The organism is Mycobacterium sp. BK086 (genome assembly GCA_004362315.1).
Classification (GTDB): domain Bacteria; phylum Actinomycetota; class Actinomycetes; order Mycobacteriales; family Mycobacteriaceae; genus Mycobacterium.
The window spans coordinates 92103-114594 of the sequence record SNWL01000003.1 but is presented as its reverse complement, the minus strand read 5'-3'; the positions used below and the strand labels follow the sequence as shown (position 1 = coordinate 114594).

The 22492-nt window shown below is 65.1% G+C and carries 23 protein-coding genes and 2 pseudogenes; 12 read left to right on the top strand and 13 right to left on the bottom strand.

Translation table 11 applies throughout. From position 1 onward, the window contains the following. Nucleotides 1-2 precede the first annotated feature (2 nt). From EV580_RS00605 to EV580_RS00580, 6 genes and pseudogenes are all read left to right on the top strand, one after another. Nucleotides 3-923 carry an amino acid ABC transporter permease gene (locus EV580_RS00605; protein ID WP_133689224.1) on the top strand — a complete coding sequence of 307 codons (921 nt, stop codon included), beginning with the start codon at nt 3-5 and terminating at the stop codon, nt 921-923. An 11-nt stretch (nt 924-934) separates the two neighbouring features. Then, nucleotides 935-1687 carry an amino acid ABC transporter ATP-binding protein gene (locus EV580_RS00600; protein WP_183508930.1) on the top strand — a complete coding sequence of 251 codons (753 nt, stop codon included), beginning with the start codon at nt 935-937 and terminating at the stop codon, nt 1685-1687. Nucleotides 1688-1693: 6 nt separating this feature from the next. Further along, complete coding sequence (gene macS, locus EV580_RS00595; protein WP_183508928.1) at nt 1694-2824, top strand: MacS family sensor histidine kinase; 1131 nt, start codon at nt 1694-1696, stop codon at nt 2822-2824. Between the two features lie 13 nt (nt 2825-2837). Continuing rightward, a complete protein-coding gene (locus EV580_RS00590) occupies nt 2838-3464 on the top strand; it encodes a response regulator (RefSeq protein ID WP_133690961.1) in 627 nt (208 codons plus the stop codon). A 54-nt stretch (nt 3465-3518) separates the two neighbouring features. Continuing rightward, nucleotides 3519-5253 (top strand): annotated as a pseudogene (locus EV580_RS00585) (DUF2339 domain-containing protein). 7 nt (nt 5254-5260) lie between these two features. Further along, a complete protein-coding gene (locus EV580_RS00580) occupies nt 5261-5758 on the top strand; it encodes a Dps family protein (protein WP_133689222.1) in 498 nt (165 codons plus the stop codon). Here the strand turns inward: EV580_RS00580 and EV580_RS00575 are convergent. Further along, nucleotides 5755-7088, bottom strand: a pseudogene (locus EV580_RS00575) (adenylate/guanylate cyclase domain-containing protein). The gene EV580_RS00580 and the pseudogene EV580_RS00575 overlap by 4 nt on opposite strands. An 18-nt stretch (nt 7089-7106) precedes the next feature. Then, nucleotides 7107-8051, bottom strand: coding sequence for an agmatinase (gene speB, locus EV580_RS00570; RefSeq protein WP_133689221.1), 945 nt, complete (start codon nt 8049-8051; stop codon nt 7107-7109). Nucleotides 8052-8097: 46 nt separating this feature from the next. Between speB and EV580_RS00565 the strand changes: the two genes are divergently transcribed. Continuing rightward, complete coding sequence (locus tag EV580_RS00565; protein WP_133689220.1) at nt 8098-8895, top strand: nitrilase-related carbon-nitrogen hydrolase; 798 nt, start codon at nt 8098-8100, stop codon at nt 8893-8895. Nucleotides 8896-9001: 106 nt separating this feature from the next. Next, on the top strand, nt 9002-9262 hold the full coding sequence (locus tag EV580_RS00560) for a hypothetical protein (protein ID WP_133689219.1): 261 nt from the start codon (nt 9002-9004) through the stop codon (nt 9260-9262). A gap of 18 nt (nt 9263-9280) precedes the next feature. On the opposite strand, the gene EV580_RS00555 is transcribed toward EV580_RS00560, so the two are convergent. Next, nucleotides 9281-9655 carry a heme-binding protein gene (locus EV580_RS00555; RefSeq protein WP_133689218.1) on the bottom strand — a complete coding sequence of 125 codons (375 nt, stop codon included), beginning with the start codon at nt 9653-9655 and terminating at the stop codon, nt 9281-9283. A gap of 445 nt (nt 9656-10100) precedes the next feature. Next, nucleotides 10101-10688: a hypothetical protein gene (locus EV580_RS34025; protein WP_208114553.1), complete on the bottom strand. Its 588-nt coding sequence runs from the start codon at nt 10686-10688 to the stop codon at nt 10101-10103. Between the two features lie 549 nt (nt 10689-11237). Here EV580_RS34025 and EV580_RS00545 point away from each other — a divergent pair. Both EV580_RS00545 and EV580_RS34150 read left to right on the top strand, forming a co-directional pair. Continuing rightward, entirely contained in the window at nt 11238-11777 is a 540-nt protein-coding gene (locus tag EV580_RS00545; protein WP_133689217.1) for a hypothetical protein, read from the top strand. A gap of 208 nt (nt 11778-11985) precedes the next feature. After that, a complete protein-coding gene (locus tag EV580_RS34150) occupies nt 11986-13110 on the top strand; it encodes a tyrosine-type recombinase/integrase (RefSeq protein ID WP_286171406.1) in 1125 nt (374 codons plus the stop codon). Between the two features lie 4 nt (nt 13111-13114). On the opposite strand, the gene EV580_RS00535 is transcribed toward EV580_RS34150, so the two are convergent. After that, the gene (locus tag EV580_RS00535) at nt 13115-14359 is read right to left on the bottom strand and encodes a hypothetical protein (RefSeq protein WP_133689216.1); all 1245 of its coding nucleotides are present in this window, start codon (nt 14357-14359) and stop codon (nt 13115-13117) included. Nucleotides 14360-14502: 143 nt separating this feature from the next. Continuing rightward, nucleotides 14503-15060, bottom strand: coding sequence for a DUF732 domain-containing protein (locus EV580_RS34600; RefSeq protein ID WP_133690959.1), 558 nt, complete (start codon nt 15058-15060; stop codon nt 14503-14505). A 126-nt stretch (nt 15061-15186) separates the two neighbouring features. On the opposite strand from EV580_RS34600, the gene EV580_RS00525 reads away from it, so the two are divergent. Then, nucleotides 15187-15684 (top strand): hypothetical protein, encoded by a 498-nt coding sequence (locus EV580_RS00525; RefSeq protein WP_133689215.1) that lies wholly within the window; start codon nt 15187-15189, stop codon nt 15682-15684. 103 nt (nt 15685-15787) lie between these two features. Next, on the top strand, nt 15788-16444 hold the full coding sequence (locus EV580_RS00520; protein ID WP_133689214.1) for a hypothetical protein: 657 nt from the start codon (nt 15788-15790) through the stop codon (nt 16442-16444). A gap of 28 nt (nt 16445-16472) precedes the next feature. On the opposite strand, the gene EV580_RS00515 is transcribed toward EV580_RS00520, so the two are convergent. The 7 genes from EV580_RS00515 to EV580_RS00485 all read right to left on the bottom strand — a co-directional run bounded on the left by EV580_RS00515 (nt 16473) and on the right by EV580_RS00485 (nt 22461). Next, nucleotides 16473-17327 carry an SGNH/GDSL hydrolase family protein gene (locus EV580_RS00515; protein ID WP_133689213.1) on the bottom strand — a complete coding sequence of 285 codons (855 nt, stop codon included), beginning with the start codon at nt 17325-17327 and terminating at the stop codon, nt 16473-16475. Nucleotides 17328-17340: 13 nt separating this feature from the next. Beyond that, nucleotides 17341-18819: a fibronectin type III domain-containing protein gene (locus tag EV580_RS00510; RefSeq protein WP_133689212.1), complete on the bottom strand. Its 1479-nt coding sequence runs from the start codon at nt 18817-18819 to the stop codon at nt 17341-17343. A 58-nt stretch (nt 18820-18877) separates the two neighbouring features. After that, nucleotides 18878-19468, bottom strand: a complete 591-nt coding sequence (locus EV580_RS00505; protein ID WP_133689211.1) for a hypothetical protein — start codon at nt 19466-19468, stop codon at nt 18878-18880. A 284-nt stretch (nt 19469-19752) separates the two neighbouring features. Then, nucleotides 19753-20505 (bottom strand): hypothetical protein, encoded by a 753-nt coding sequence (locus EV580_RS00500; protein WP_133690958.1) that lies wholly within the window; start codon nt 20503-20505, stop codon nt 19753-19755. Nucleotides 20506-20553: 48 nt separating this feature from the next. After that, complete coding sequence (locus tag EV580_RS00495; protein ID WP_133689210.1) at nt 20554-21312, bottom strand: hypothetical protein; 759 nt, start codon at nt 21310-21312, stop codon at nt 20554-20556. Next, complete coding sequence (locus EV580_RS00490) at nt 21309-21536, bottom strand: hypothetical protein (protein WP_133689209.1); 228 nt, start codon at nt 21534-21536, stop codon at nt 21309-21311. The genes EV580_RS00495 and EV580_RS00490 overlap by 4 nt, the downstream gene beginning before the upstream one ends. Before the next feature lie 433 nt (nt 21537-21969). After that, nucleotides 21970-22461 carry a hypothetical protein gene (locus tag EV580_RS00485; RefSeq protein ID WP_133689208.1) on the bottom strand — a complete coding sequence of 164 codons (492 nt, stop codon included), beginning with the start codon at nt 22459-22461 and terminating at the stop codon, nt 21970-21972. Nucleotides 22462-22492 lie beyond the last annotated feature (31 nt).

The window sequence follows — 22492 nt, the reverse complement described above, 5'->3', positions numbered from 1 at the left end:
CTATGGCTGTCGACGAGTCGGCCCCACCTGCCATCAACGCGGTCCCACTTCGTCATCCCTGGCGGTGGGTGGGGGCGGCCGTCATCATCGTCCTGGTCGGGCTGTTCCTCTATGGCGCGGCGACCAACCCGGCATACGGGTGGTCGACGTACGGGGAATACCTGTTCAACGATCGCATTCTGCTCGGCGTGTTCAACACGCTGCAGCTGACCGTCTACGCGATGGTGCTCGGCATCGTGCTCGGTGTGGTGATGTCCGTGATGCGGCTGTCGCCGAATCCGGTATTCCGTTCGGTGGCATGGGTTTTCCTGTGGATCTTTCGCGGCACCCCGGTGTACGTGCAGCTCGTGTTCTGGGGCCTGATCCCGACGATCTATCAGAACATCCAGCTCGGGGTGCCGTTCGGACCGTCGTTCTTCCACCTCGATCTGCAGGATCTGTCGATCCCGTTCCTGCTCGCGGTCATCGGCCTCGGCCTGAACGAGGCCGCCTACATGGCCGAGATCATCCGGGCCGGAATCACGTCGGTTCCCGAGGGGCAGTCCGAGGCGTCGACCGCACTGGGCATGTCGTGGGGAATGACGATGCGCCGCACCGTGCTTCCGCAGGCGATGCGGGTCATCATCCCGCCGACCGGCAACGAGGTCATCAGCATGCTGAAGACCACGTCGCTGGTGACTGCCGTGCCGTACTCGTATGACCTGTACAGCATCGCCTCGAGGGAGATCGCGGCACGGATCTTCGAGCCGGTCCCGCTGCTGCTGGTCGCGGCGACCTGGTACCTGGTGGTCACCAGCGTGCTGATGGTGGGGCAGTACTACCTGGAGAAGTACTTCTCCCGCGGCATCTCTCGCCGGCTGACCTCCAAACAGCTCGAGGCGCTGGCCAAGGCGCAGACCGGTACGGAGGCTGGACACGTATGACAGGTGAACCCATGGTGCGCGCCGAACGGGTGTGCAAGGACTTCGGTGCGCTGTCGGTGTTGAAGGGCGTGACGCTGTCGGTGGATCCGGGCAAGGTGCTTGTGCTGGTCGGCCCGTCGGGCTCGGGTAAGTCGACCTTCCTGCGGTGCATCAATCACCTCGAAACAGTCAGTGCCGGAAGGCTTTACGTCGACGGTGAGCTGGTCGGCTATCGCGAGCGCAGCGGCAAGTTGTACGAGATGGCTCCACGGGAGGCGGCCAAACAGCGCCGCGACATCGGGATGGTGTTCCAGCACTTCAACCTGTTCCCACACCGGACCGCGCTGGCCAACGTCATCGAATCGCCGGTGCACGTCAAGCGCGTGAAGAAGGCCGCCGCCACCGAGCGCGCACGTGAACTGCTGGCGCAGGTGGGCCTGTCGGACAAGGCCGACGCGTACCCGGCTCAGCTGTCCGGCGGTCAACAGCAGCGGGTGGCCATCGCCCGCGCGCTGGCGATGGACCCCAAGCTGATGTTGTTCGACGAGCCCACCTCGGCGCTGGATCCCGAACTGGTCGGCGAGGTGCTGGGCGTGATGAAAAAGCTGGCGAGCCAGGGCATGACGATGATCGTGGTCACCCACGAGATGGGCTTCGCGCGCGAGGTCGCCGACGAACTGGTGTTCATGGACGGCGGGGTGATCGTCGAAAGCGGTCCGCCCCGCGAGGTTCTGAGTAACCCCCAGCAGGACCGCACCAAGGCCTTTCTGTCGAAAGTCATGTAGCTCAGCGTGCAGGTCAGCGCGGACCCCACGACGCCGCTGTGGCGAGCGGCGCAGGTGTTCCGATTGCTCAGCTACGTCTACGCCGGCTATTTCCAGATCACCCGGATCGGTGAACTGGAACGACCGGCATTGGGCTGGGTGTTCTTCGGGGTGCTCAGCGCGTGGACGCTGGCCTGTGCGGCGGCCTATCTGCAGGGCTTCGGCCGGCGGGTTGGCTGGGTGGTCGCCGAGGTTGTGATCGTGGTGGCGCTGATGCTGTCCACCGAGCTGGTGGCCTCCGATCAGTGGGTCGCCGAGAACCAGTCGCTGGCGACGACGTTGTGGGCGACCAATGCGACGATCTCGGCAGCGATCCTGCGCGGTCCGGTCGCCGGCATGCTGGCCGGCCTGGCTGTGATGGCGGCCGCGGCGGCGATGAAGGGCCAGGTCAATCTCGACGTCGGCCGGAATGCCTCGATCGTCATCGAACTGGCGGTGGGGCTGGCAGTCGGGATGGCCGCGCAGACCGCGCGCCGCGCGCACGCCGAACTCGAACGCGCGGTGCGTCTTTCGGCTGCGCTGGAGGAACGGGAGAGGCTTTCCCGTCAGGTGCACGACGGTGTGGTCCAGGTGCTGGCGTTGATGGCCAAGAAGGGCCCCGAATGGGGCGGTGAGGCGAGCCAACTCGGTGCGCTGGCCGGTGAGCAGGAGCGCGCGCTTAGGCGCTTGATCTCCAGCGCCGGTCCCGAAGAGAGTTCGGGTGCCGTCGACGTGCGAATGCTGTTGTCGCGGCGGGAAACCGATCGGGTGTCGCTGAGCCTGCCGCCCACAGCGGTACTCCTGGACTCGGCGGTGGCCGCCGAATTGGACGCCGCGGTGGGCAATGCGCTGGACAACGTCGTTGCCCATGCCGGTCCGCGCGCCAGTGCCTTCGTTTTCCTCGAGGATGTCGGCGACGTCGTCACGGTCAGCGTCCGTGACGACGGCGTTGGCATCCCGGCTGGCCGGCTCGAGCAGGCCGTCGCCGACGGCAGGGTGGGGATCTCGAAATCTATTGTGGGACGACTGAACTCGCTGGGCGGTACGGCGTCGTTGTCGTCCGACTCCTGCGGAACGGAGTGGGAGCTGAGCGTGCCGAGGTGCAGCGGTGGTGGCTGAAGCGATCACGGTGATGGTCGTCGACGACCACCCGATCTGGCGCGACGCGGTGGCCCGCGATCTCGCCGACGACGGCTTCGACGTCGTCGCGACGGCCGACGGGGTGGCCTCCGCGCGGCGACGTGCCGCGGTGGTGCACCCGGCGGTCGTGCTGATGGACATGCGTCTTGGCGACGGTGACGGCGCGCAGGCCACCGCCGGGGTGCTGGAGGTTTCGCCGTCCTCGCGGGTCCTGGTGCTTTCGGCCTCCGGTGAGCGCGACGACGTGCTCGAGGCGGTCAAGGCCGGCGCCATCGGATATCTGGTCAAGAGCGCGTCGAGGGCCGAACTCGCCGAGGCGGTGCGGGCCACCGCGGCCGGTCGGGCGGTGTTCACCCCGGGACTGGCCGGCCTGGTGCTGGGGGAGTACCGCCGGATGGCGAAGAGTCCGCAGGGACCTGCCGCGAGCCTGACCGAGCGGGAGACCGAGATACTGCGGTATGTGGCAAAAGGACTGACCGCCAAGCAGATTGCGGCCAAGCTATCGCTGAGTCACCGCACGGTGGAGAACCACGTGCAGGCGACCTTCGGGAAACTGCAGGTCGCCAATCGGGTCGAGCTGGCCCGCTACGCGATCGAACACGGGCTCGACGAAGAGTAGGGACCGGGTAGTACTACTCATCCGGTTCGGGCGCCGCGCCGCGAGCATGGGTTCATGAACGATCCGCAGCGTGCTGTTCTGGCCCGGCTGTCCCAGGAGTTCGCCGCCATGTCGGCGCAGATGGCCCGGGTGTCGGCAACCCTGAACGAACTGAATCTCGGGGCGGCGCAGGTGCAGCCCATGCCCTATTGGTCGCCCCCTCCGCCGCCGGTCTATCACCAGCCGCCTGCGGCGCCGGTGTATACGCCGCCCGTGGCGCCGCCAGTTCCCAAGCCGGACCCGGACCGGGGCTGGATCGGCAAGGCACTGGCGGTGGCCGGTGTCGGCGTCACCCTGATCGGCGTGGTGCTGCTGCTGGTACTCGCCGCGCAGGCCGGTCTGCTGCGGCCCGAGCTGCGGGTGGCTGCCGGTGGCGTGCTGGGGGCGGCCCTCGTCGGGATCGGCATGCGCCTGCATGCCCGGCCGGGCGGTCAGGTAGGGGCGATTGCCTTGAGCGCCACCGGTATTGCCGCGCTCTACATGGACGTCATGGCGGTCACGACCATTTACCACTGGGTGGCGGCGCCGGTGGCGCTGGTGATCGGTGCGATCGTCGGCGGCGGTGGGCTGAGCCTGGCCCGCCGCTGGGGCTCCGAACACCTCGCGGTGCTCGTTCTGGTGCCGCTGGTGCTGCTCGCGCCGGTCATCACCGACGGGGTGACACTGCTGCTGATCGGATTCATGATCGCGCTCTCGGCCGCGGCCCTGCTGGTCCAGATCGGCCGCGACTGGCTGTGGATGCATGCCGCGCGTACGGCGGCGGTGACGCTGCCGCTGCTGGTCGCGTTGATCGCGGCGCACTTCGGGTCGGCGGCGGATGCCGGTCTGCTCGGTGCCGCCACCGGGATCGCCGCGCTGCTGAGCATTGTCGGCACCCTGCTGCTGCTCCCGTCGTCGGAAAATCGGGCGTGGATGGCGGTGGTGACCGTCGCCGGTCTGCTGCCCGCGCTCGCAGCCGGAATTGCGGTGGATCGCTGGCTGCCGGCGCTGCTGGCCGCCACGGTGTCGGTGTTCCTGCTGGCGATCGCTCGTCGCGGATCGGTTGCCCGGAGTCGAAGGTGTGGTGGCTCAGGTGTGGTCGGCGGCGTCCGCGGCGGCTGCTCTGGTGGCGGTCACGGCGGCCTTCGATGGTGACCTGGCCGCCCCGGTTCTGCTGGCGCTGGGCGCCGTGGTGGCCGTCGCCGGGCGGGGTGACGTCGTCGCCCGTTGGGCGGCAACAGGATTGGGCTCTGTCGGCGCACTGATGTTCGTCGAGTACGCGCCCGATATTCTCGCCGATGGCTGGCGCCTCACGGTGCCGGCAGCGGTGTCGACGCTGATCGGCGGCGTTGTGCTGGTGGTCTGGGCCGCGGCGGTGGCGTGGGCCTTCCGCACCGGCTGGGTGGCTGCCGCGCTGGTCGCGGTCTACGGGGTCACGGTGTTCACGGTGACGGCTGGTGTGCTGGTCGGTGGCCCGGAGAAGGGGTTCCTCGCCGGGCACATGGCGGCCACGATCTGCTGGATCGGCCTGGCGGCAGCGCTGTTCGTCAGGAGGCAGCGGGTGGGTGGGCTGGTGCTGACCTCGGCGGCGATGGCCAAGCTGTTCCTGTTCGACCTGGGCACGCTCGACGGCATCTTCCGGGTGGTGGCCTTCATCGTGGTCGGGCTGGTGCTGCTGGCCATGGGTACCGGCTATGCCCGCAGCCTGGCCGCCCGACGTGATGAAGCAGACAGCGAGTCCGGGCAGGAAATGCCGCTCGCCCCGTGTTGAAAGTCGCATGACGACAACGACCGGACAACGACGAAACTCAGCAGAGGTAACCGGATTCCAGGCATCACCCGAACTTGCAGGCAACCTGCAGCGCGTCCTGGTTGATCTCATCGAACTGCACCTGCAGGGCAAGCAGGCGCACTGGAACGTGGTCGGAACCAACTTCCGCGATCTGCACCTGCAGCTCGACGAACTCGTCGATTTCGCCCGCGAGGCCAGCGACACCATCGCCGAACGGATGCGAGCCCTCGATGCGGTCCCGGACGGCCGTTCGGACACCGTCGCGGCGACCACCAGCGTTCCGCAGATCCCCGGCTACGAGCACAGCACCACCGAGGTGGTCGATGTGATCACCACGGCGGCCTATGCGGTCGTCGGCACACTGCGCGACGTGCACGACGCCGTCGATGCCGAGGACCCCAGCACGGCCGACATCCTGCATCAGGTGATCGACGGACTGGAGAAGTTGGCCTGGTTGATCAAGGCCGAGAACGCCAAGGTCTAGCCGGCTGGACTTTCGACCCGCCCAGACTCTTCCTGGGCGGGTCGATCGCTGTCCGGGGCCGGCTCAGGCCGGCGGCTGACCAGGTACCACGTGTGCATGACGCCTTTGCCCTTGACGTCGACGTCGCCGCGTTCCTCCAGAACGAAGCGATCGCGCAGGCGGTCATAGACGTCCTGGGGCACCTGGATGTGTCCCTCCAGGTCGGTGGTCTCCATCCGGGCGGCGACGTTCACCGCATCACCCCAGACGTCGTAGAAGAACCGGCGGGCGCCGACCACCCCGGCCACCACCGGGCCCGCGGCCATGCCCATCCGCAACGGCACCGGATTCCCATTGGGGTCGCGCAGGTTGCGCACCGCCTTGGCCATGTCCAGGGCGAGGTTCGCCAGTGCTTCGGCGTGGTCGTCCCTGGGCTGCGGAACCCCGCTGACCACCATGTACGAGTCGCCGGTGGTCTTGATCTTCTCCAGGCCGTGCTTGTCGACCAGCCGGTCGAAGGTGGTGTAGAGCCGGTCGAGGAAGCGCACCAGCTCGGCGGGTGGAATCTGACTGGCCCGCTCAGTGAACCCGGCGATATCGGCGAACAGGATGGATGCGTCGTCGAAGCGGTCGGCGATCACGCCACGGGCCGGATCCTTGAGTCGGTCGGCGATGCTGGCGGGAAGGATATTGGCGAGCAGCGCCTCAGAACGCAGGTACTCGAACTCCATCGCGGCTTCTGCCCGCGACACCTGGCGCATGGCGTACCAGACCGTCGCGAAGATCATAAGCATGCGGACACGGTCGTGATGACGAAGCCGGCGTTGACCAGCCAGCGCGGCTGGAGGCCGGTGTCGCCGGGAACCAGGAACTGCAATGTGACCGTCAACCCGGCGCCGATCGCGACGACCGTCGACGCCATCACGACATGCTCGACGCCGAGTACGAGCACCGCCAGCGACGCCGACACCAGGTAGTAGAACTGGATGCCGGAATCGGTGCCGACCTGCCAGCCGACGAACGTCAGGGACACGAACGCGAACAAGACGAACACCAGCGCGGCGAGGATGTCGCCAAACCGGTGCAGCAGCGGAACCGCGACGAACACTGCGGCGGTGCCCAGGTTGATCAGCCCGATGCCCAGAACGCCTTCGGCGCTGAGGATTTGCAGGATGCCCACCACCGCGGTGACGACGGCCGCCATCGCGGCGGCGATGTTGAGTACCCGTTGGCGGCGTTGGATGGACTCCGCCCAGTGCAGGTTGCGGGCGGGCGCGCGGCGCTGCATGCGCTCGCAGTCCGCACGCTGATTCGGCCCGTCCGACGGCACCGAACAAGCGCGTTTCCGCAGGCTGCCCACAATCGCAGCCTATCTGTTGGCCGCCAGCACCGAGAGAAGTTCGAATCCGACGTGGGCGGCGGCGATCCCGGTCATCTCCGCGTGGTCGTAGGCCGGGGCCACCTCGACGATGTCGGCGCCGACGATGTCGAGGCCCACCAGGCCACGCAGGGTGTTGAGTAGCTCGCGTGAGGTCAGCCCCCCGGCCTCCGGTGTGCCGGTGCCGGGGGCGTGGGCCGGGTCGAGCACGTCGATATCGATCGACACGTACACCGGACCGCCTTCGAGGCGCTTGCGCATGCGCTCGACAATGCTTGCCACACCGTCGAATTCATAGTCGTCGGACCGGATGACCTGAAAGCCGAGCACGGAGTCCTGTTCCAGGTCGGTCTTGCTGTAGAGCGGGCCGCGGATGCCCATGTGCAGCGAACGCTCCATGTCGATCAACCCCTCCTCACTGGCCCGCCGGAACGGGGTGCCGTGGGTGTAGGGCGATCCGAAGTAGGTGTCCCAGGTGTCGAGGTGGGCGTCGAAATGCAGGACGGCCACCTTGCCGTGATCGCGGGCCAGCGAGCGCAGGATCGGGAGCGCGATCGTGTGATCGCCGCCGATCGTCAGCACCGTCGACCCGTCCTTGCGGAGGTCGGTCATCGCGGTGTCGATCGTGGAGATCGCCTCGTCGATGTTGAACGGGTTGACCGCGATATCGCCGCAATCGGCCACCTGCTGGGCGGTGAACGGCGCCACCTCGAGCGCGGGATTGAACGGCCGCAGCAGCTTGGAGGCGGCCCGCACGTGTGAGGGCCCGAACCGCGCCCCCGGACGGTAGGACACCCCGCTGTCGAACGGCACCCCGACGATCCGGACGTCGGCGCCGGGCACCTCGGAGATCCGCGGCAGCCGCGCGAACGTCGACGGTTCGGTGTAGCGCGGGTACTTCGTCGCGTCGACCGGTCCGACGATGTCGTCCGTCATGTTTTCCTCCTCTGCCGAGCTGGTGCAGCGGGTCTAGCCTGCAAGAGTGACCCGCATCGCCTGTGCTCAGATCGATCCCACCATCGGGGCGGTGTCCGCCAATGTCGAGCTGTCCGCGGGCGTCGTCGCCGACGCCGTCGGTCAGGGTGCCGACGTCGTGGTGCTACCCGAATTGGCTACCTCCGGCTACATGTTCGCCGATGCCGACGAAGCGCGCTCGGCGGCGCTGCGCCCGGACGATCCGGCCTTTGACGCATGGCGGTCGGCGGCCGGCGACGCCATCGTCATCGGCGGGTTCTGCGAGCTCGGCGACGACGGTCTGCTCTACAACAGCGCGGTGGCACTGGACCGCGACGGGGTGATCGCCACCTATCGCAAGACCCACCTGTGGGATCGGGAGAAGTTGATCTTCACCCCGGGTGCCGACCTGCCTCCGGTGCTGAAGACCCGGCATGGGGCGATCGCGGTGATGGTCTGCTACGACCTCGAATTCGGCGAGGTGACTCGCCGCGTCGCGCTCGATGGCGCGGAACTTGTTGCGGCACCGGTCAATTGGCCGTTGTTCCCGCGGCCGGACGGCGAGCGCCCCGGCGAGGTGATCACCGCGATGTCGACCGCCCGGCTCAACCGCGTTGTCGTCGCGGTGTGTGATCGCGCGGGTGTGGAACGCGGGCAGCCGTGGACGGAGGGGAGCGTGATCGTCGATCCCGACGGCTGGGTGGTTGCGGAGGTGGGCCCCGGAGCCGGGCTCGTGATCGCCGATGTAGATCTGGCGGCCACCCACGACAAGACGCTGACGGAGTACGTAGACCTGTTGTCCGACCGGCGAACCGACCTGTACTAGAAAATGCCGCCCAGACGTTTGCCTGGGCGCTATGCTCCGCTCACAGCGATCGTCCAGCCTCGGCGGGGGCGATCAGTCAATTCGGTGCATACAGATAGGAAACGCTATGAGCCATGGTCGCCTGACTCGCCAGATCGCACTCTTTGCTGGCGGGGCCGCGATCGTCGGGATGGGGGCGCTCACCGCCTGCAGCTCGAGCGCCAAGGACAGCCCGTCCACGACGACCACGCCGACCACCACGGTCGCGCCGTCGCCCACGGAGAAGGCCGTGTCGCCGGGTGGCGCCAATTCCTTCTCGCCCACGGTCAACCCGGCGCCGCCCGGAACGGTCTGCAAGGAAATCGTCGGCAACAACTGCGTCCGCTGACCTGAGCCGGCCCGGTCGTCATGGCTGGGCCGGAACGGGAACCCCTGCCGGTATCGAGGAGATGTCGCAGCGGCTGCGGAATTCGATGGTGGGCTGGCGAATTGCCTTGATGTCGTCGTTCACCTGCGGGTTTGCCGCCAGGTAATCCTGGACCTTCGCGCGGATCTGCTCCTTCGGCAGGCCCTGAAGGCTGGTGAAGAACTGGTTCACGTCCGGGTGGGTGAACAGGTAACCCGACAGCGAGAAACCGACGCCGGACATGATCCCGGCCATATCGGCCGAGGTGCAGTTCGGTGCCGGGTCGGCGGTGGCGGGCCCGGCCAGGCCGACCGCGAGAGCACCGGTGGCCAAAGTGATTGCGGCTGCGTGGCGCGCAGAACGTGTGATGCTCATGACGCTGCGCTCCTGGTGACCTCGGTGAGCTTCGCAGTCACACTGTACGGGTTGGGGTCAGGCCGATCTTGCGTTTGTTGGGCGTTGCAGCACCCATCGGAACTATCCCGATTCGGTCGATGCAATCCCATCTTGGGTCCTTGAAGCGCCCTCGCGCGTGGTGCCCAACTCGCAAAGTCATCGACCGCACACCGGCATCGTCCGTGTCGGTCGAGAACGTCTGTCTAGGTTAGCGATGCTGGGAACACGGCGTACCGCCCGTGCCCTTACACGCAGTACAGGCCCCGAACATTCCCCATACCTTGCCAGCGCCCTTGCACGTCGAACAGCGCCTCTCGCGGCACTTGCTGCAATGGTCGTTATATGCCATCGAGGCCCCCAATTCGCTGTGAAATCACGATACTAACGACGACCACACTGGTTCTGCTCCAAGGCTGAGACGTTGCTAGCGCGAGTTCCGCACGGAGCGCTCGACGATGGTCAACAGCGCATGGCCGGTAGCGTCTCCGTCGAAAGTGGACTTGAACATGCTGCGCAGCACTTCGACATCCAATCGGTTATTCGTGGCGTTATTCAGTGCCCAGTCGATCGCGGCGTCCAATCCTTCATTGAGGCACACCTGCTCGACTTGCTTTGATGCAGAACGTTTTTGAAATGCACCGAATCCGCTCTCAGCCCATACCGATACCGTGCAGGCCTCGTCTTCGAGCAACACTCGGAGAGCGTTCAGTGGTCCGTCTTTGTACTTGCGGTATGCGGCGAAATCGACACAATGAACCGATCCGTCCGGGTGTCTGGCGCGATCGACCTCCGCGGCCACATCTGCACGGTCGCCAGAGAGCGTGATCAGGGTCCTGCCGGCGTCTATGAGACCGTGTCTGCCTGCCAGCAACTGTGGTTGCGGCTTCACATCTTCGACCCAGAACTGCCAACCCGCAGGGGGCGGCGGCCAGGATGGATCGGCTTGCCAACCGGGCGGAGGTTCCCAGCCTGCCGGAGGAGTCGGCCAGCCGGGTGGCGCGCTGAACCTCATGGCGGGAATCATGCCAGGTGCGCTCCCAGCGCGTAGTACATCCGCGTGGTCATACGTCTACACAGTCCCCAGCGGAGAGGAACTCTTCGGTCATACCGCGCGACTGATCGGTGCACTCTCTGCCACGATGAGAATGCGCTCCGGTCTGACCTTTCGTGGTGCCCTCGGTGAGATTCGAACTCAAATGGAGCATTCACCCTGACCTGCGCGAGGGGCCGAACACCGGCGGCGAGCTGTGCAATCGCCCTAACGTTGGATCACACGAGATCAATCCAGATTCCGAGTGGTTGCAGCCAGAACGCAGCCAATCGGCCACCTGTTCGAGGTCCGCAGGTTCGTCCAACTGGGGAGCTAAGGGGACTCGAACCCCCGACCCGGTAGGACAGGTCGAACGATTGTGCCCAGAGGGCGGGATTGTCGGTACCTCGCCGCATACTCAACGGGCACGGTGCCCGAGCTCGCTAGTCCCTTGCTCGGTCCCGACGGGCGGGCTGGGGATGATTGCCGCTTCCCCAGCCCGATCCGATTTGGACTTCTACGCTGGCGGGCGTGAACCTCTCTGCGGTCGGCATGGTGGGGATCTTCCTGCAGCTCGCCGGAGCAATGGTCACGGCGTTCGGGCTGTTGGCGGCGTATGGGCGCGTCCGAGCCTGGAAAGAGCGGCTGACCGAGTGGGGGCGCCGCCACCGCGCAAGGCTCCGCAGCTGGCTACACAAGGGACAAGATCAGGTAGTCACGCCGACGTCGGCCCAGGCGCAGTCCGTGATGGGAACGCCCGATGTGCGAGTCGACTCCGCACCAGACGCGTCACTCACTGTGACTGAGCGGCTCGCTCGGCTGGAGGCGTACGTCCAGACCCTGCCCCAGCAATTCAGTTCAGTGAATCAACGCCTGGTGACGCTCGGTCGTGACATTGATGCGAGCAGGGAGGCGGCCAAGGCCGCGTTTGAATCCGCAGTTGCCGGCGTGAGCGCGCAAATCACTGACCTGCGCTATGAGCTCGACGATCATCAGGCCGTTGATCTACGTGTTGCGGGAGTCGGCGTCTTGATCTCCGCCGCTGGAACTCTCCTTGGCCTGTGGGCCTGACGAATCCCTCCGCCCTCGGAAACACGCTCTGCTGCGCATGTGGACATTTCGTGCGTATGTGGACATTTCGTGCCTCGCTGGACATTTCGTGCATTTGCGGAAAGTTGTCTCTTCTGCGAAAGATACTGTGAGGCTTGATAATTCGTTATCTTTCGAGTTAGCCTGCAATCTCTGGATGTCTCGCTCAACTTCGATAGCGGAGGACACTATGACCACCGTGATGAACGCCGACGAGAATGTGGTCGCCTTCGACCGGATCACCTGCGATATGCGAGTTGCCACCGGCCGGTGCGGCAAAATCGCGCATTCACATCTCGATCAGCACGGGTGCGGCGGAGGGCCAGTCTGCGTTGAACATCTGAAGGATTGGCGCCGGCGAACTGCTCGCGCACTATTCGCCGCGGGCGGCAGCCTGGCTTGCAACGCTTGCGGGCAGCCGTTTTCCACGGTGGATGACTTTGGCAGCGTCACCACCTTGCGAGACGAGAAGTCGACACGCACGAATGCAGCAGAACGTGGGATCGAGCTGCTGACTCGTTACGAAACACAGCTCCGGGGAGCCGGCCGGTCACAGCGTTGGATCACAGACAGCCTGTCGACGCTGCGCCGACTGGAGACGCAGGCAGGAACAACAATTGACGCGTGTTCGCCGCACGACGTCTCGCAGTTCTTGGCTGGCCCGCAGTTCGGCCCTGCAACACGTGCGATCTACTACCGCCACATCAACGGCTTCTTCCGCTGGTGGAAAATGCAGGGTGGCACCCACGTCACCGAAAGCCTGATTGCTCCGCGCGAACCGCGCAGCGAGCCGCTGCCTGCGTCGACGGAGGATGTGCGCAAGTTGGTGGCCGAGGCGAGCATGTACAAGCGCACGCGCGTGATGATCCTCTTGGCCGCGCTGGCGGGACTGAGGGTCCACGAGATAGCGAAATTCCGAGGCGAGGACATAGACCTCAATCGCCGGATCCTGCGGGTCAGAGGCAAGGGCAGTGTGACGGCAACGATTCCCCTGCATCCGCTACTTGTCGAGGCCGCGGCCTCGATGCCCAACAGCGGCTACTGGTTTCCGGCCAATTCGACGAGGCCCGGTAAGCACGTCCACAGCAAGTCCGTAACCCACGTCATCACACTGGCGATGCAGCGTGCCGGTATATCAGGCTCGCCCCACAAGCTCCGGTCCTGGTTCGCGACGTCCATGCTCGAGACAGGCGTCGACATCAGAACTGTTCAAACCCTGCTGCGCCACGCCCGCCTCAGCACGACAGCGTTGTATACCGGCGTCACGGACAAGCGACGCGTGGAGGCGATCGACCGGCTTAACCCATTCGAGTGAAAACTCACGACGAGAACAGTGCCGGTGGGCCGTTCCTGCTGACGCACCGGATTCCCGAGACCACTTCAAACCTTGCTACCGAATCGCCCAGCTGTAGCGGGCCGATGAGTTCGGACCACGCCGTCGCAACCGAGCCCACGCCGGGCTCCTTTGTGCCGATACGCCGGATGCTCTGGATGCCGCGTAGATCTTGGGCGGCCCAGGATCCCGAAATGCGTCGCGTCATCGGGTCGTCAGGGTCAGCCGCAGGCGCGCCTGGCTGTTGTTCGATGGTCGTTGACGTCTCTTTAAGGGTTGGCGGCGGCGAGGGGGAGTCAGTAAGGGGCGTCTCGTCGTCTGAAACGAACACAACGAGCTGCTGCAAAACGGGGTCGATCTGAGCGGCCCAGCCGTAGGCGGACCATCGTGTCTCGCCTGATCGCACGTTGAGATGGGCTTCCACGAGGTCCCGGACGTATCGCCACAGCGTTTCCATGGACGTGGTCAGGCCGGCCCGGCTGGCCGCGTCCTGAGGTAGCAGGTAACCCCGTCGCTGCTTGGCATGCATCAGACCCGATCGCTCATCGCCGTATACGTTCTGATATACCCACTCGATCGGATCCGCTTCATCGGCTGGCGCAAGCCTCGATACAGGTATTAGCGCGTCTGCCACCGCCAACGCGGCTTTGAACCATTGCCCCTCTCCACCCTCCTGGTGGGGGTGAATATCGTCGAGCAGGTATTCAAGTGCAAGAAAGAGATTCCGGTACGCATCGAATAGGTCAGGCGATGTCTTCGCCATGCGCATGAATCGAAACACGTCGCGCGCGACGGGTGTTGGAGCCGGCGGCGGAGGCCGCACAATTCCTGCAGCGTCGGTGACAGTCGCGCTGAAGTTGACTTCGAGCCCGTGAATCGAAAAGACGATCGACGCGCGCATGACACAGCCGCCAGTCGAATTGGGCCACCACACAATGCAATCGCCCGGCGCATTGTCAATCAGGCTGTGCGTCTTTCCGGTCGCCGACATGTAGTCCAAACCGTGATTTGCTGCTTGGAGCGCATCCGAGAAAACGCCTGCGTGGTCGGTCGCGGTCGACAGACCGCAGGAGACCACTGCCCGCACTCCGGCGACCACGGTCGTCGTCCAACCGTTCAACTCAACCACCGCGTCGCCCGAGGCGGGTTTGCGCAGGAGGAACACCGCGCCCGCTCTCCAACGATCGGCGGCGTCCTGAAGTGGCACACCGGCGAATGCCCCGACCGTCATGGATGGCCACTATACGAATTGGGGGCGTGGGCTGGAGAGTCGGCAATCATCTCCTGCCCACCCGCGCGGGGACCGAGCAAGGGGCAATCAACCTCAGGGCTCTCGCGCCTGCGAGTGCCATGAGAGGCCGACAAGTCGGCGCATCAGTTTTCGTCAGGTCCGAACCGTGGGCAGTACGCGGATGTGGCCGCGCCAGCGAAATGGCCGGCATCTGCCACGGTGAAGCCGGGATTTTCCTTCAAGACCTGGAGTGCCCCGTCCTCGAAGAATGCGTTGTTCGCGCTGTACCAGAGGCAGAGCGATTTGGCCTTCTCGATGGCGCCCGACTTGGTGCGGTAGGGCACGTCGAACATGTCGAGGGTGGTGATGAACACGGTGTCGGCTCTGTCACCGCTACTCGGGGTCGACGTGCCGGTCCGACGGGGCGTTGGGGTAGAGACGTAGCTGCGGGTCGACGAGCTGCTGCTGGTCTTGTCTTCGTGTGACGACGAGCCACCGATGGCGAGTAGGGCGGCGCATCCGCCGAAGAACAAGACGGGGACCGCAATGAGGCTGATGAGGCATCCGTGGCGTGACCGGTTCTGGACGGTCACCACCGGCGCTGGCGACGTAACGGGTGCGACCGGCCCCCAAGCGTGGCCATCCCAGTAACGCTGGCCATTCCCGCCCGCTGGGTCGGGATACCACCCCGGCTGCGTCATTCGCCCCCCTGCCAGTTTCCTGTGAGCAGGGAGGTTACGCCGTCGTCGAAAACTGCGCGGAGGATCGCGCTCGAAGCACCTAGGGCAGGCTGGGAGGTCGCGCAGGGTGCTGATTAGTGTGGCCTGATGGTTCCGGCCTGGGTGGCAATCGCGATCTCGGGGCTGGCGGTCGCGGTCAGCGTGTTCGGGGTGCTCTACACGCAGTCACGGACTGGTCGGCGGGACGTCGAGCAGTGGCGGCGCGGCGAGTTATGGAAGCTGACGGCCAGCTTTCTGGCGTTGTCGACCGAGCGTCAGAGCGAGCTGATGGACTACACGGAGTCGTTCATGATGGGTTACCGCGGCCCGGATCGGCCAGTCAGGGCTAGCGAGAAGCTTTGGCAGATGGAGCTACTTGTCCAGCAGTTTCGTCTGCTGGACGGCGGTGTTGCGGAGAAAGCCGAAGCGATCTACGTCGCGCATCGGGACGCGGATGCCCGAGCGGCGTACGCAGACCCGCGAGAGGGGCCGATCACTGAGGCCGAGGAGCGTCTGGTGCCGAATCTCGATGATCTTCACCGGGATCTAGTCCAGCGGTTCCGGACTGTCTTCCTCCGTCGACGACTCAGGCGCTGGCGTCGGTGAAGTGTCGGGCGTACAAGCCCGTGGCGTGATGGGCTGGCACCTTGCTCGGTGTCGTGGGCGGCCCTTCCCCCAGTTTCGAGCGGGGTTTGCTTACGATCCAACGATGGCCAATCCTGCCGAGCTGCTGTACGGAACCTTGACCCGGTGGCGGGCGAACAAGGGCCACAATGCCGATCCAGACGAGCAGCGGATCGCGGTCCGGCACCTTGACGCGATCTCCGAGCTCCTCGACGTGATGGACGACGCTGGCCTGCGGACGGCCTTGTACAGGAAGTACTACGACAAATGGGTAGGTCTGACGCTCCATAATCCGCACGAGTGGCAGACCCAGACCACTCATTTTCATATCGATGACGCGGCACTCGAGAACCTGGACCACCTCGGCGACCGGCTCAACGGAGTGGTAGAGAAGCTGCAGGACGGCGGTCTGGATGCGGTGCAAACCTACGTCAACGGCGTCCGTGAACTCCTCGACGAGGACGACTCAATCACTGATGCATCGCTCCGACGGCACGTCAAACAGGTGCTCGCGCATGTGGAGTGGTGCATCAGGAACTACGACGCCGTCGGTGAATTCGACCTCCAAGAGGCAATCGAGCGCCTTCTCGCCGCGATGGTTCGAGCAACCGCGGCCAGCTCCAGACAAGACCGGTGGAAAGACAAACTGAAGACCATGATGTGGCCGTTCGCGCGAGAAGCCGCACTTGCCATCGCAACGTCACCAATCCAGCTGGCGATCGCAGCCGCATTCGGCAGCTAGGTCGTCCTAGGAAACTGGCGGTGTGAGACTACGGTCCGCCCAGCGCGGCCATGTAGACCGCGTCGCCGAGCGCCAGGTGACCGTCGTCGGTGGGGTGGACGTTGTCCGACAGGAGGCTCAATGGGTCGCCGCCGGCGAGCTGGACGCCGATGGAGGAGAACATGCCGGACATGTCGATAAACGCTACGTTGTCGGGGTCGGCGGCTGCGATCTCTCGCTTCGCTTGCCCGTAGTCCGACCACGGCGCGACAGGCATCCCTGGCTGGCAGGTGATGGTGCCGTAGTGGTGCAGCAGTACGTGGACACACGGCCCGGCGATCTTGGACTTCAGATCCGAGATCACGCCTTGCACATTGGTCTTGAACGTCGAGACTGGGATGCCGTAGTAGCGGTAGTCGTTGGTACCGACGTTGTGGAACACCGCGCGCGGGTTTGTCGCGCCGACGGCGGTGCGCATCGTCGAGTTGAAGTAGTCATCGGACTTGGTCGACGAGATGCCGCAGTTGAACAGGTTGATCCCGGCCGACAGCGTCCCATAGGCGCCCGGCGACGTCGTCACCGACAATGCTGGGTGGCTGCCGGTGTCCTTGGGGAACGCCGCGACAAGGCGATCGTAGAACCGTGTCACGTACGGCTTGGTCGCGATGGTGGACCCGGACTTGTACCCCCGGGTGATGCTGTCACCCGCGAACACGACCGGCACAGCGAGGGAGTTGATCAGCCCAAGGGACAGCAGAAATCGGGCCATCGCCCGGGTCTCGCCGTACTGGATCCCGAACGCCGCCGCGCCGCTTGAACCGCTGCCGGCCGCGATAAGCGCCTGGACCTCGCTCTTGATCATCAGGTCATCGGGGTTCGCGGCCGTGGGCCCTAGGTATCGCATGTGTCAGCCTTCCCTAGACGGCGATCGCGAACTTGTCAGCGAGGAATCGGCAGATCTCGCCGCACTCGGTGTCGGACACCTCGTTGATGTCGCAGTTCAGGACACCGGCCTGGGCGATGCGGCCGTCCCAGAAGAAGCCAGCGGCGTTCGCGCCCAACCAGAACGAGTTCACCGACCCGCTCATAGCGACGCCGGCAGACGATGTTGCTGTCGGGACAGACGTGATGTTATTGAGCCACAACTTGTAACCCGTTGTGCCGCCCATGAATTTGGCGACAATCGCATACCAGGTGTTGATCGCGACTGTCGTGGTCGCTTGGCCGCCCGAATTACCCAGCCCCAGGCCGAACAACGATGACGGCAGCGACGCGATGTAGCGGTAGCTGCCCCCCGTGCCGTAGGTGCCGTACATCATGGCGTTCTTCGCTGATCCGACCGAAGCGAGAGTGTCGGCCCGGACGACGCCGTAGATGACGCCCTTGTTGATCGACCACGACGCCGCATCGACCTTGAGAAGGTCGCCGCCGTCGAAGTCGGCCGCCGGCAGGCTGTTGACCGCATTCGCGATGAACATCGGCTTGGAGGCAGCGGTGGCCTGCACCAGGGGGTCGGTCTTGGACCCGCCGGCAGTCGGGGACCAGGATCCGATAGCGGCGCCGTCGGAGTATGTCGTGCCCATGTGGGCGGCGTCGAAGTTCGACACCAACGACAGATGGGTCGACGGGTCGGTGCCGACCGCGGCCGGGGTGGTGGCGTTGATTCCGCTCGACGGCAGGCTTTCGTTGAGGCTGAAGTCGGTTGCGGTTACGAAGTAGGTGTACGCGGTGGCCTTGGCCACCGTGGTGTCGGCGAACGCCCGCGTGACGCCGTTGGAGCCGATCATTGTTGCCGAGCCGAAACTGGCGCCCGAGCCTGGGGCCCGGTACACCGAGTAGAACACGATGCCGACGGCGTCGGTTGAGGCTCCCCATGTAAGCGTCACAGAGCTGCCGGTGATGCCGCTGGCGACAACGCTGGTCGGCGCAGTGGGTGGCGTGGTGTCCTCAACCGCGACGAGGCTCCCGATGGGCTGCAGCAACACACGGATCGAGTTCGTCGCCGGAGGGTTCTGGAAGGTGATCTGTGTGACCGCCTCGGATAGCGCCACCACCTTGGCCCCGATTAGCTCGCCGGTCGCGACCAGCTTGAGCTGTACCAGGATGTCATCGAATGCGTTGTGCGTGACGTAGTAGGTGGTGTCGGTGCCGTTCCCGATCGTCGCAGCCAGCGAGAACGGGGCATAGCGGACGTCAAGGAAATTCGTCAGGTCCGAGTCCGGGTTGGCCAGAATGCCGGTGATGGCGTCTTCGACAGCCGGTCCGACGAGACCGTCGATCGCGGCAGCTGCCGCGTCGGTCACGGTAGAGGCGGCGGCCACCGCGGCGACGATCCGGCCCGGGACATCGAAGGTGCTGATTTCTTGATCGACGATGGCAGCGAATTCGTCTCGCACACCCAACGAAAACTGCGACCCAGCGGGGAGAGTCGGATCTATCGAGATGAGTCTGTGATCAGCCTTCGCCATGAGGACCTCCTGATCTCTCAAGCACTGGAACGCTGCGGAGTCCGGCGCGAATGTTGGCTACCTCGAACGGATGCCGGCCGTAGTCGGATGACAGGCCTAGTGCCGCGGCGACGTGCTTGTGGAGGACGGGGCCGCGCTCGATGCGGCCGGCAAGCTGCTCGATCGCCGGCCAAACCTTCAACACCGCCGGCAGTACGTCGGTCCGGGGTGACTTCAATGAGCCAGCGGTGGAAGCGAGTCCGCTCAGTCTCTTGCCGTCAGGGCTCCGGTTGATGAAATGGCGGATCTGCGCGTCCGTCGGTTCACGCCCGAACAACGCGACCGCTTGCGCCACCCCGCCAGCGGCGACGAACTCGTACTCGCGCTGTCTGACCGCCAGACCGAAAGGCACGTACTGGCATTGGCCACCTATGCCGTCGGGGCGATCGCGTCCGCGGTCGGGTAAGAGCTCTGCCTTGACGATCTGGCCTCCGGCAAGGACGTGCATCACCGCATGTCCTGCCTCATGGCACGCCAACGCAAATTGGTCCTCCGCCGATAGCTTGGGGTCATCGTCGGGCTCAGGCGTTCCGGCCACTACAGGTGCTTGAAGCGTTGCAACAACGCGGGGGGCCGGCTTGGCGGAGGCCGTGAGAGCAGGTGTCGCAAGAGCAGACGCACAACTGGAATCACAATTGGCAGACATGTGACCCTTGGGCGCGGTGACGGACCGCTGCCGCTGCAGCGCTTCTGTGATGAATGCCAACTGCTCGTGCTGAGGGAGATCTGTCAAAGTCCGCATCATTCAGCCCTTCTGGTCGATCCCGTGCTGGTGCCGGAGTGGACCGGCACATAGCCCTTGGCACCCACTCCGACACCAGCTCAACTGCCGATCTCCGCGGCACCCACCAACGCCTCGAAGCCCACCAGCACCGACCGCTCAACGATCGCGCGAAACATGTTCACTTCAACCCGGTTCGATTCGTACAGCTGCTCTGTACCGCGCCACCCGAACGTCGGCGACGTCGCGACGAGCGTGTCGTCCAGCGTGTCGACGTAGCCGCCGCCGAACACCCATGTGTGCCCCAGCGGGGTCTTCAAAACGCTGTTGGTGCGCACCACTAGTTGCGCTTGCGCTGCCGGCGCAGCCCACTTCGCTGACGCGTGGATGAGGCCCAACGTGTTGGTCTGCGCAAATTTCGCCTCGAGATATCCCACCGCCGCTACCAAGTTATCGACGTCCGCGGGAGTGCCGGCGTCGTCCAACAGACGCGCAGCCACCGCCGCCTCTACGGCGTTGGGCTCCTGGAGCCGAAACACCTGGGACGCACGGACCCGGGATTCCGCCTGCCGCGCCTCGCCCAACATGCACTCATCGGCGGCCCACGACGTCAACGAGACGAACGTGTCGGGGAACTCGGGGCGCTCACCGCGCTTCGCCTCAGCGTCGTCCAGATCGTCAGCTGTGGCCAAAACGTCGGCCTCCCACACGCCGAATTGGCCCTCGCCCCCATAGTTGAACACCCGAACGTCCACACCAGGCTTCAGCCACCGCAGCGGACCCTCATCCTCTTGCCAACGCGTCGCACCGAAGAGCCCATTTGGCGATGGATTGACCAGCGGTGCATCGAACATCACTGGATCGAGCACTGAAGACGTCACGATCGAACCTCCCAATTGCCTCTACAAACCCAACCGGCGCACCGTCTCCTGCGCCCTTTCGCTGTCACGCCGACGCTGCCCCTCAGCCTCCACTCGCGGAATGCTCAGCAGGAGCTCCTGTCGTTCAACAACCTGCGCCAGGCGCGACGTCAAAGCCCGCGCGCTGCTGTCCACCAAGCGCAGCGCTTGATTCAGCTGCAGGGACGACGGCGGCGCGTAACCCTCCGGCGCCTGGGCACCGGCAAGCACCGCCTCAAGATCCGACGACAGCGGCTCAACCAGCCCCACCAACACATCACCCCAACGACCCGACATCAGAACGTTGTCGGAGATCTCAGGTGCCCGACCATGCCCCGCTTCATGCACCACCGCCACCACACGGCCACGCACATGAGCAGACGGCTTCGCATCAGCGATGATCTCCACCACTGCCGCCCGCAAGCCCGCCACCGCCGCGGCCAGAGCCTCCACCTCCGGCCGCAACGCGAGCTCGCCACGATTCTCGCGGTCCCGCAACACCGGCCTCGAACCCGAAAATGCCTGAGCCGCTTCACTAGCTATCGGCGAGCAGATGTCGCGGACCTCCTCGACCAGCGACCAATCCCCACCATAGTGAACCTCGAAGCCTGCCCGGCGACGCGAACGCGATTCAGCCTGAGAGAACCCGCCAACGCGCGGTAGCCGGAACTCTGGTCTCACAACTGCCGCAGGCGCTTCCCGTGCTGCCCGCTCGTCGCGGGCAGCAATACGCTCTGCGCGCGGCCGCCGCATCACCCTCACGACGCCACCGCCTCGCGCAGCTGCGATACCAACCGGGTGATCGAGGCGGGGGAGAGCAGACCCCGTTCGGCGGCAATGGAATTGCGGAGCCTGTAATAGGCCAACGCGTCGCGACATTCAGTGACCCGTGGGTCATCGTCGGGGACACCGCGAGATTTCAGAGCACCCAAACGTCCTGATACATGCGACATCTCGACGGGATCCGAGGCGCGGGTTGCGGTCATGCGATGAGAGTAGCTCTGGGGTTTGACGTAGCAGCCCCCTAGCAGGGTTGCGGCGATGGCCCTGAACTGCGGCAATGGAAGTGCGGATGTTCCTGACCTGCAATGTATTTAAAGTGACCTGGGACACTTCAGGCAAACCAGTGTGATCACGACTCTTCGTCCCGGCTGCTGGTGCGGCCGGGCCGGCTCACCGTCACATGGTCGGGCAGCGGGGCGCCGTCGTCCTCATCGGGGGGCGGGTCGTGCGCTGTGCTTTTAGTTGCGTCCTCGCCGTCACTCAGTCGAATGCCTTTCCACGACAAGCTCTCTGATGAAATTTCGTAGCCACAGCGTGGCCAAAGCTGGACTGACTCACATTGCTATTTCGCCCGATACAGCCTCTACCTGCACTGATATGTGCCACGGCAAGGCAGCCCTCGGTGAGTATGAAAATCTATTTCTCAATTTCGACCACCTCGGCATCGACCGCCTCGGCATCCATCACCTCGTCGGCGGTCCCGCGTCTGGCTTCGAGCGATGCCAAGAGCTCGTCTCGAAGGTTGTCGATGATGGTCACCGGGTCCCGGACGTTCACGTTGACTTCTACCGCGTTGCTGGTGAGCCCGTACATCTTCGCTAGCTCGACGTCTTGGGCATTCATCGCGCGCACCAGCTCCGCCACGACGTGCGGGTCATCAGTCTGCATCAGCGCCACGGCGGCCTTGCTCATTGTGAACCGTTTGCGCTCAACGATTTCCGTCGCCACGGTCTTGGCGTCCGGCATAGCGTTACGGGCCCTGTGACGCTCACAGGCGCGCTGCGCACCGCCCACCGACGTGAACCCCTCCGCGTCGCGGATCGCACCCCAGGACAAGCCGAGAGCCCGCAGAAGGTGCACGCGCTCAGCCCGCTCCCGAGACTCACGCAACGACATCACTTGTGGCATACCGCAGTCCTACCGCAGACGGGTGACAACC

Bases quoted from the DNA above. Each gene is read 5' to 3' on its own strand.
- EV580_RS00520 (WP_133689214.1), top strand. From the start codon at position 15,788: ATGGCCAATCCTGCCGAGCTGCTGTACGGAACCTTGACCCGGTGGCGG.
- EV580_RS00535 (WP_133689216.1), bottom strand. From the start codon at position 14,359: ATGACGGTCGGGGCATTCGCCGGTGTGCCACTTCAGGACGCCGCCGAT.
- EV580_RS00490 (WP_133689209.1), bottom strand. From the start codon at position 21,536: ATGACCGCAACCCGCGCCTCGGATCCCGTCGAGATGTCGCATGTATCA.
- EV580_RS00555 (WP_133689218.1), bottom strand. From the start codon at position 9,655: ATGAGCATCACACGTTCTGCGCGCCACGCAGCCGCAATCACTTTGGCC.
- EV580_RS34025 (WP_208114553.1), bottom strand. From the start codon at position 10,688: ATGAGGTTCAGCGCGCCACCCGGCTGGCCGACTCCTCCGGCAGGCTGG.
- EV580_RS00605 (WP_133689224.1), top strand. From the start codon at position 3: ATGGCTGTCGACGAGTCGGCCCCACCTGCCATCAACGCGGTCCCACTT.
- EV580_RS00500 (WP_133690958.1), bottom strand. From the start codon at position 20,505: ATGTTCGATGCACCGCTGGTCAATCCATCGCCAAATGGGCTCTTCGGT.
- speB (WP_133689221.1), bottom strand. From the start codon at position 8,051: ATGACGGACGACATCGTCGGACCGGTCGACGCGACGAAGTACCCGCGC.
- EV580_RS00525 (WP_133689215.1), top strand. From the start codon at position 15,187: ATGGTTCCGGCCTGGGTGGCAATCGCGATCTCGGGGCTGGCGGTCGCG.
- EV580_RS00485 (WP_133689208.1), bottom strand. From the start codon at position 22,461: ATGCCACAAGTGATGTCGTTGCGTGAGTCTCGGGAGCGGGCTGAGCGC.
- EV580_RS34150 (WP_286171406.1), top strand. From the start codon at position 11,986: ATGACCACCGTGATGAACGCCGACGAGAATGTGGTCGCCTTCGACCGG.
- EV580_RS00600 (WP_183508930.1), top strand. From the start codon at position 935: ATGGTGCGCGCCGAACGGGTGTGCAAGGACTTCGGTGCGCTGTCGGTG.
- EV580_RS34600 (WP_133690959.1), bottom strand. From the start codon at position 15,060: ATGACGCAGCCGGGGTGGTATCCCGACCCAGCGGGCGGGAATGGCCAG.
- EV580_RS00560 (WP_133689219.1), top strand. From the start codon at position 9,002: ATGAGCCATGGTCGCCTGACTCGCCAGATCGCACTCTTTGCTGGCGGG.
- EV580_RS00590 (WP_133690961.1), top strand. From the start codon at position 2,838: ATGGTCGTCGACGACCACCCGATCTGGCGCGACGCGGTGGCCCGCGAT.
- EV580_RS00580 (WP_133689222.1), top strand. From the start codon at position 5,261: ATGACGACAACGACCGGACAACGACGAAACTCAGCAGAGGTAACCGGA.
- EV580_RS00515 (WP_133689213.1), bottom strand. From the start codon at position 17,327: ATGCGATACCTAGGGCCCACGGCCGCGAACCCCGATGACCTGATGATC.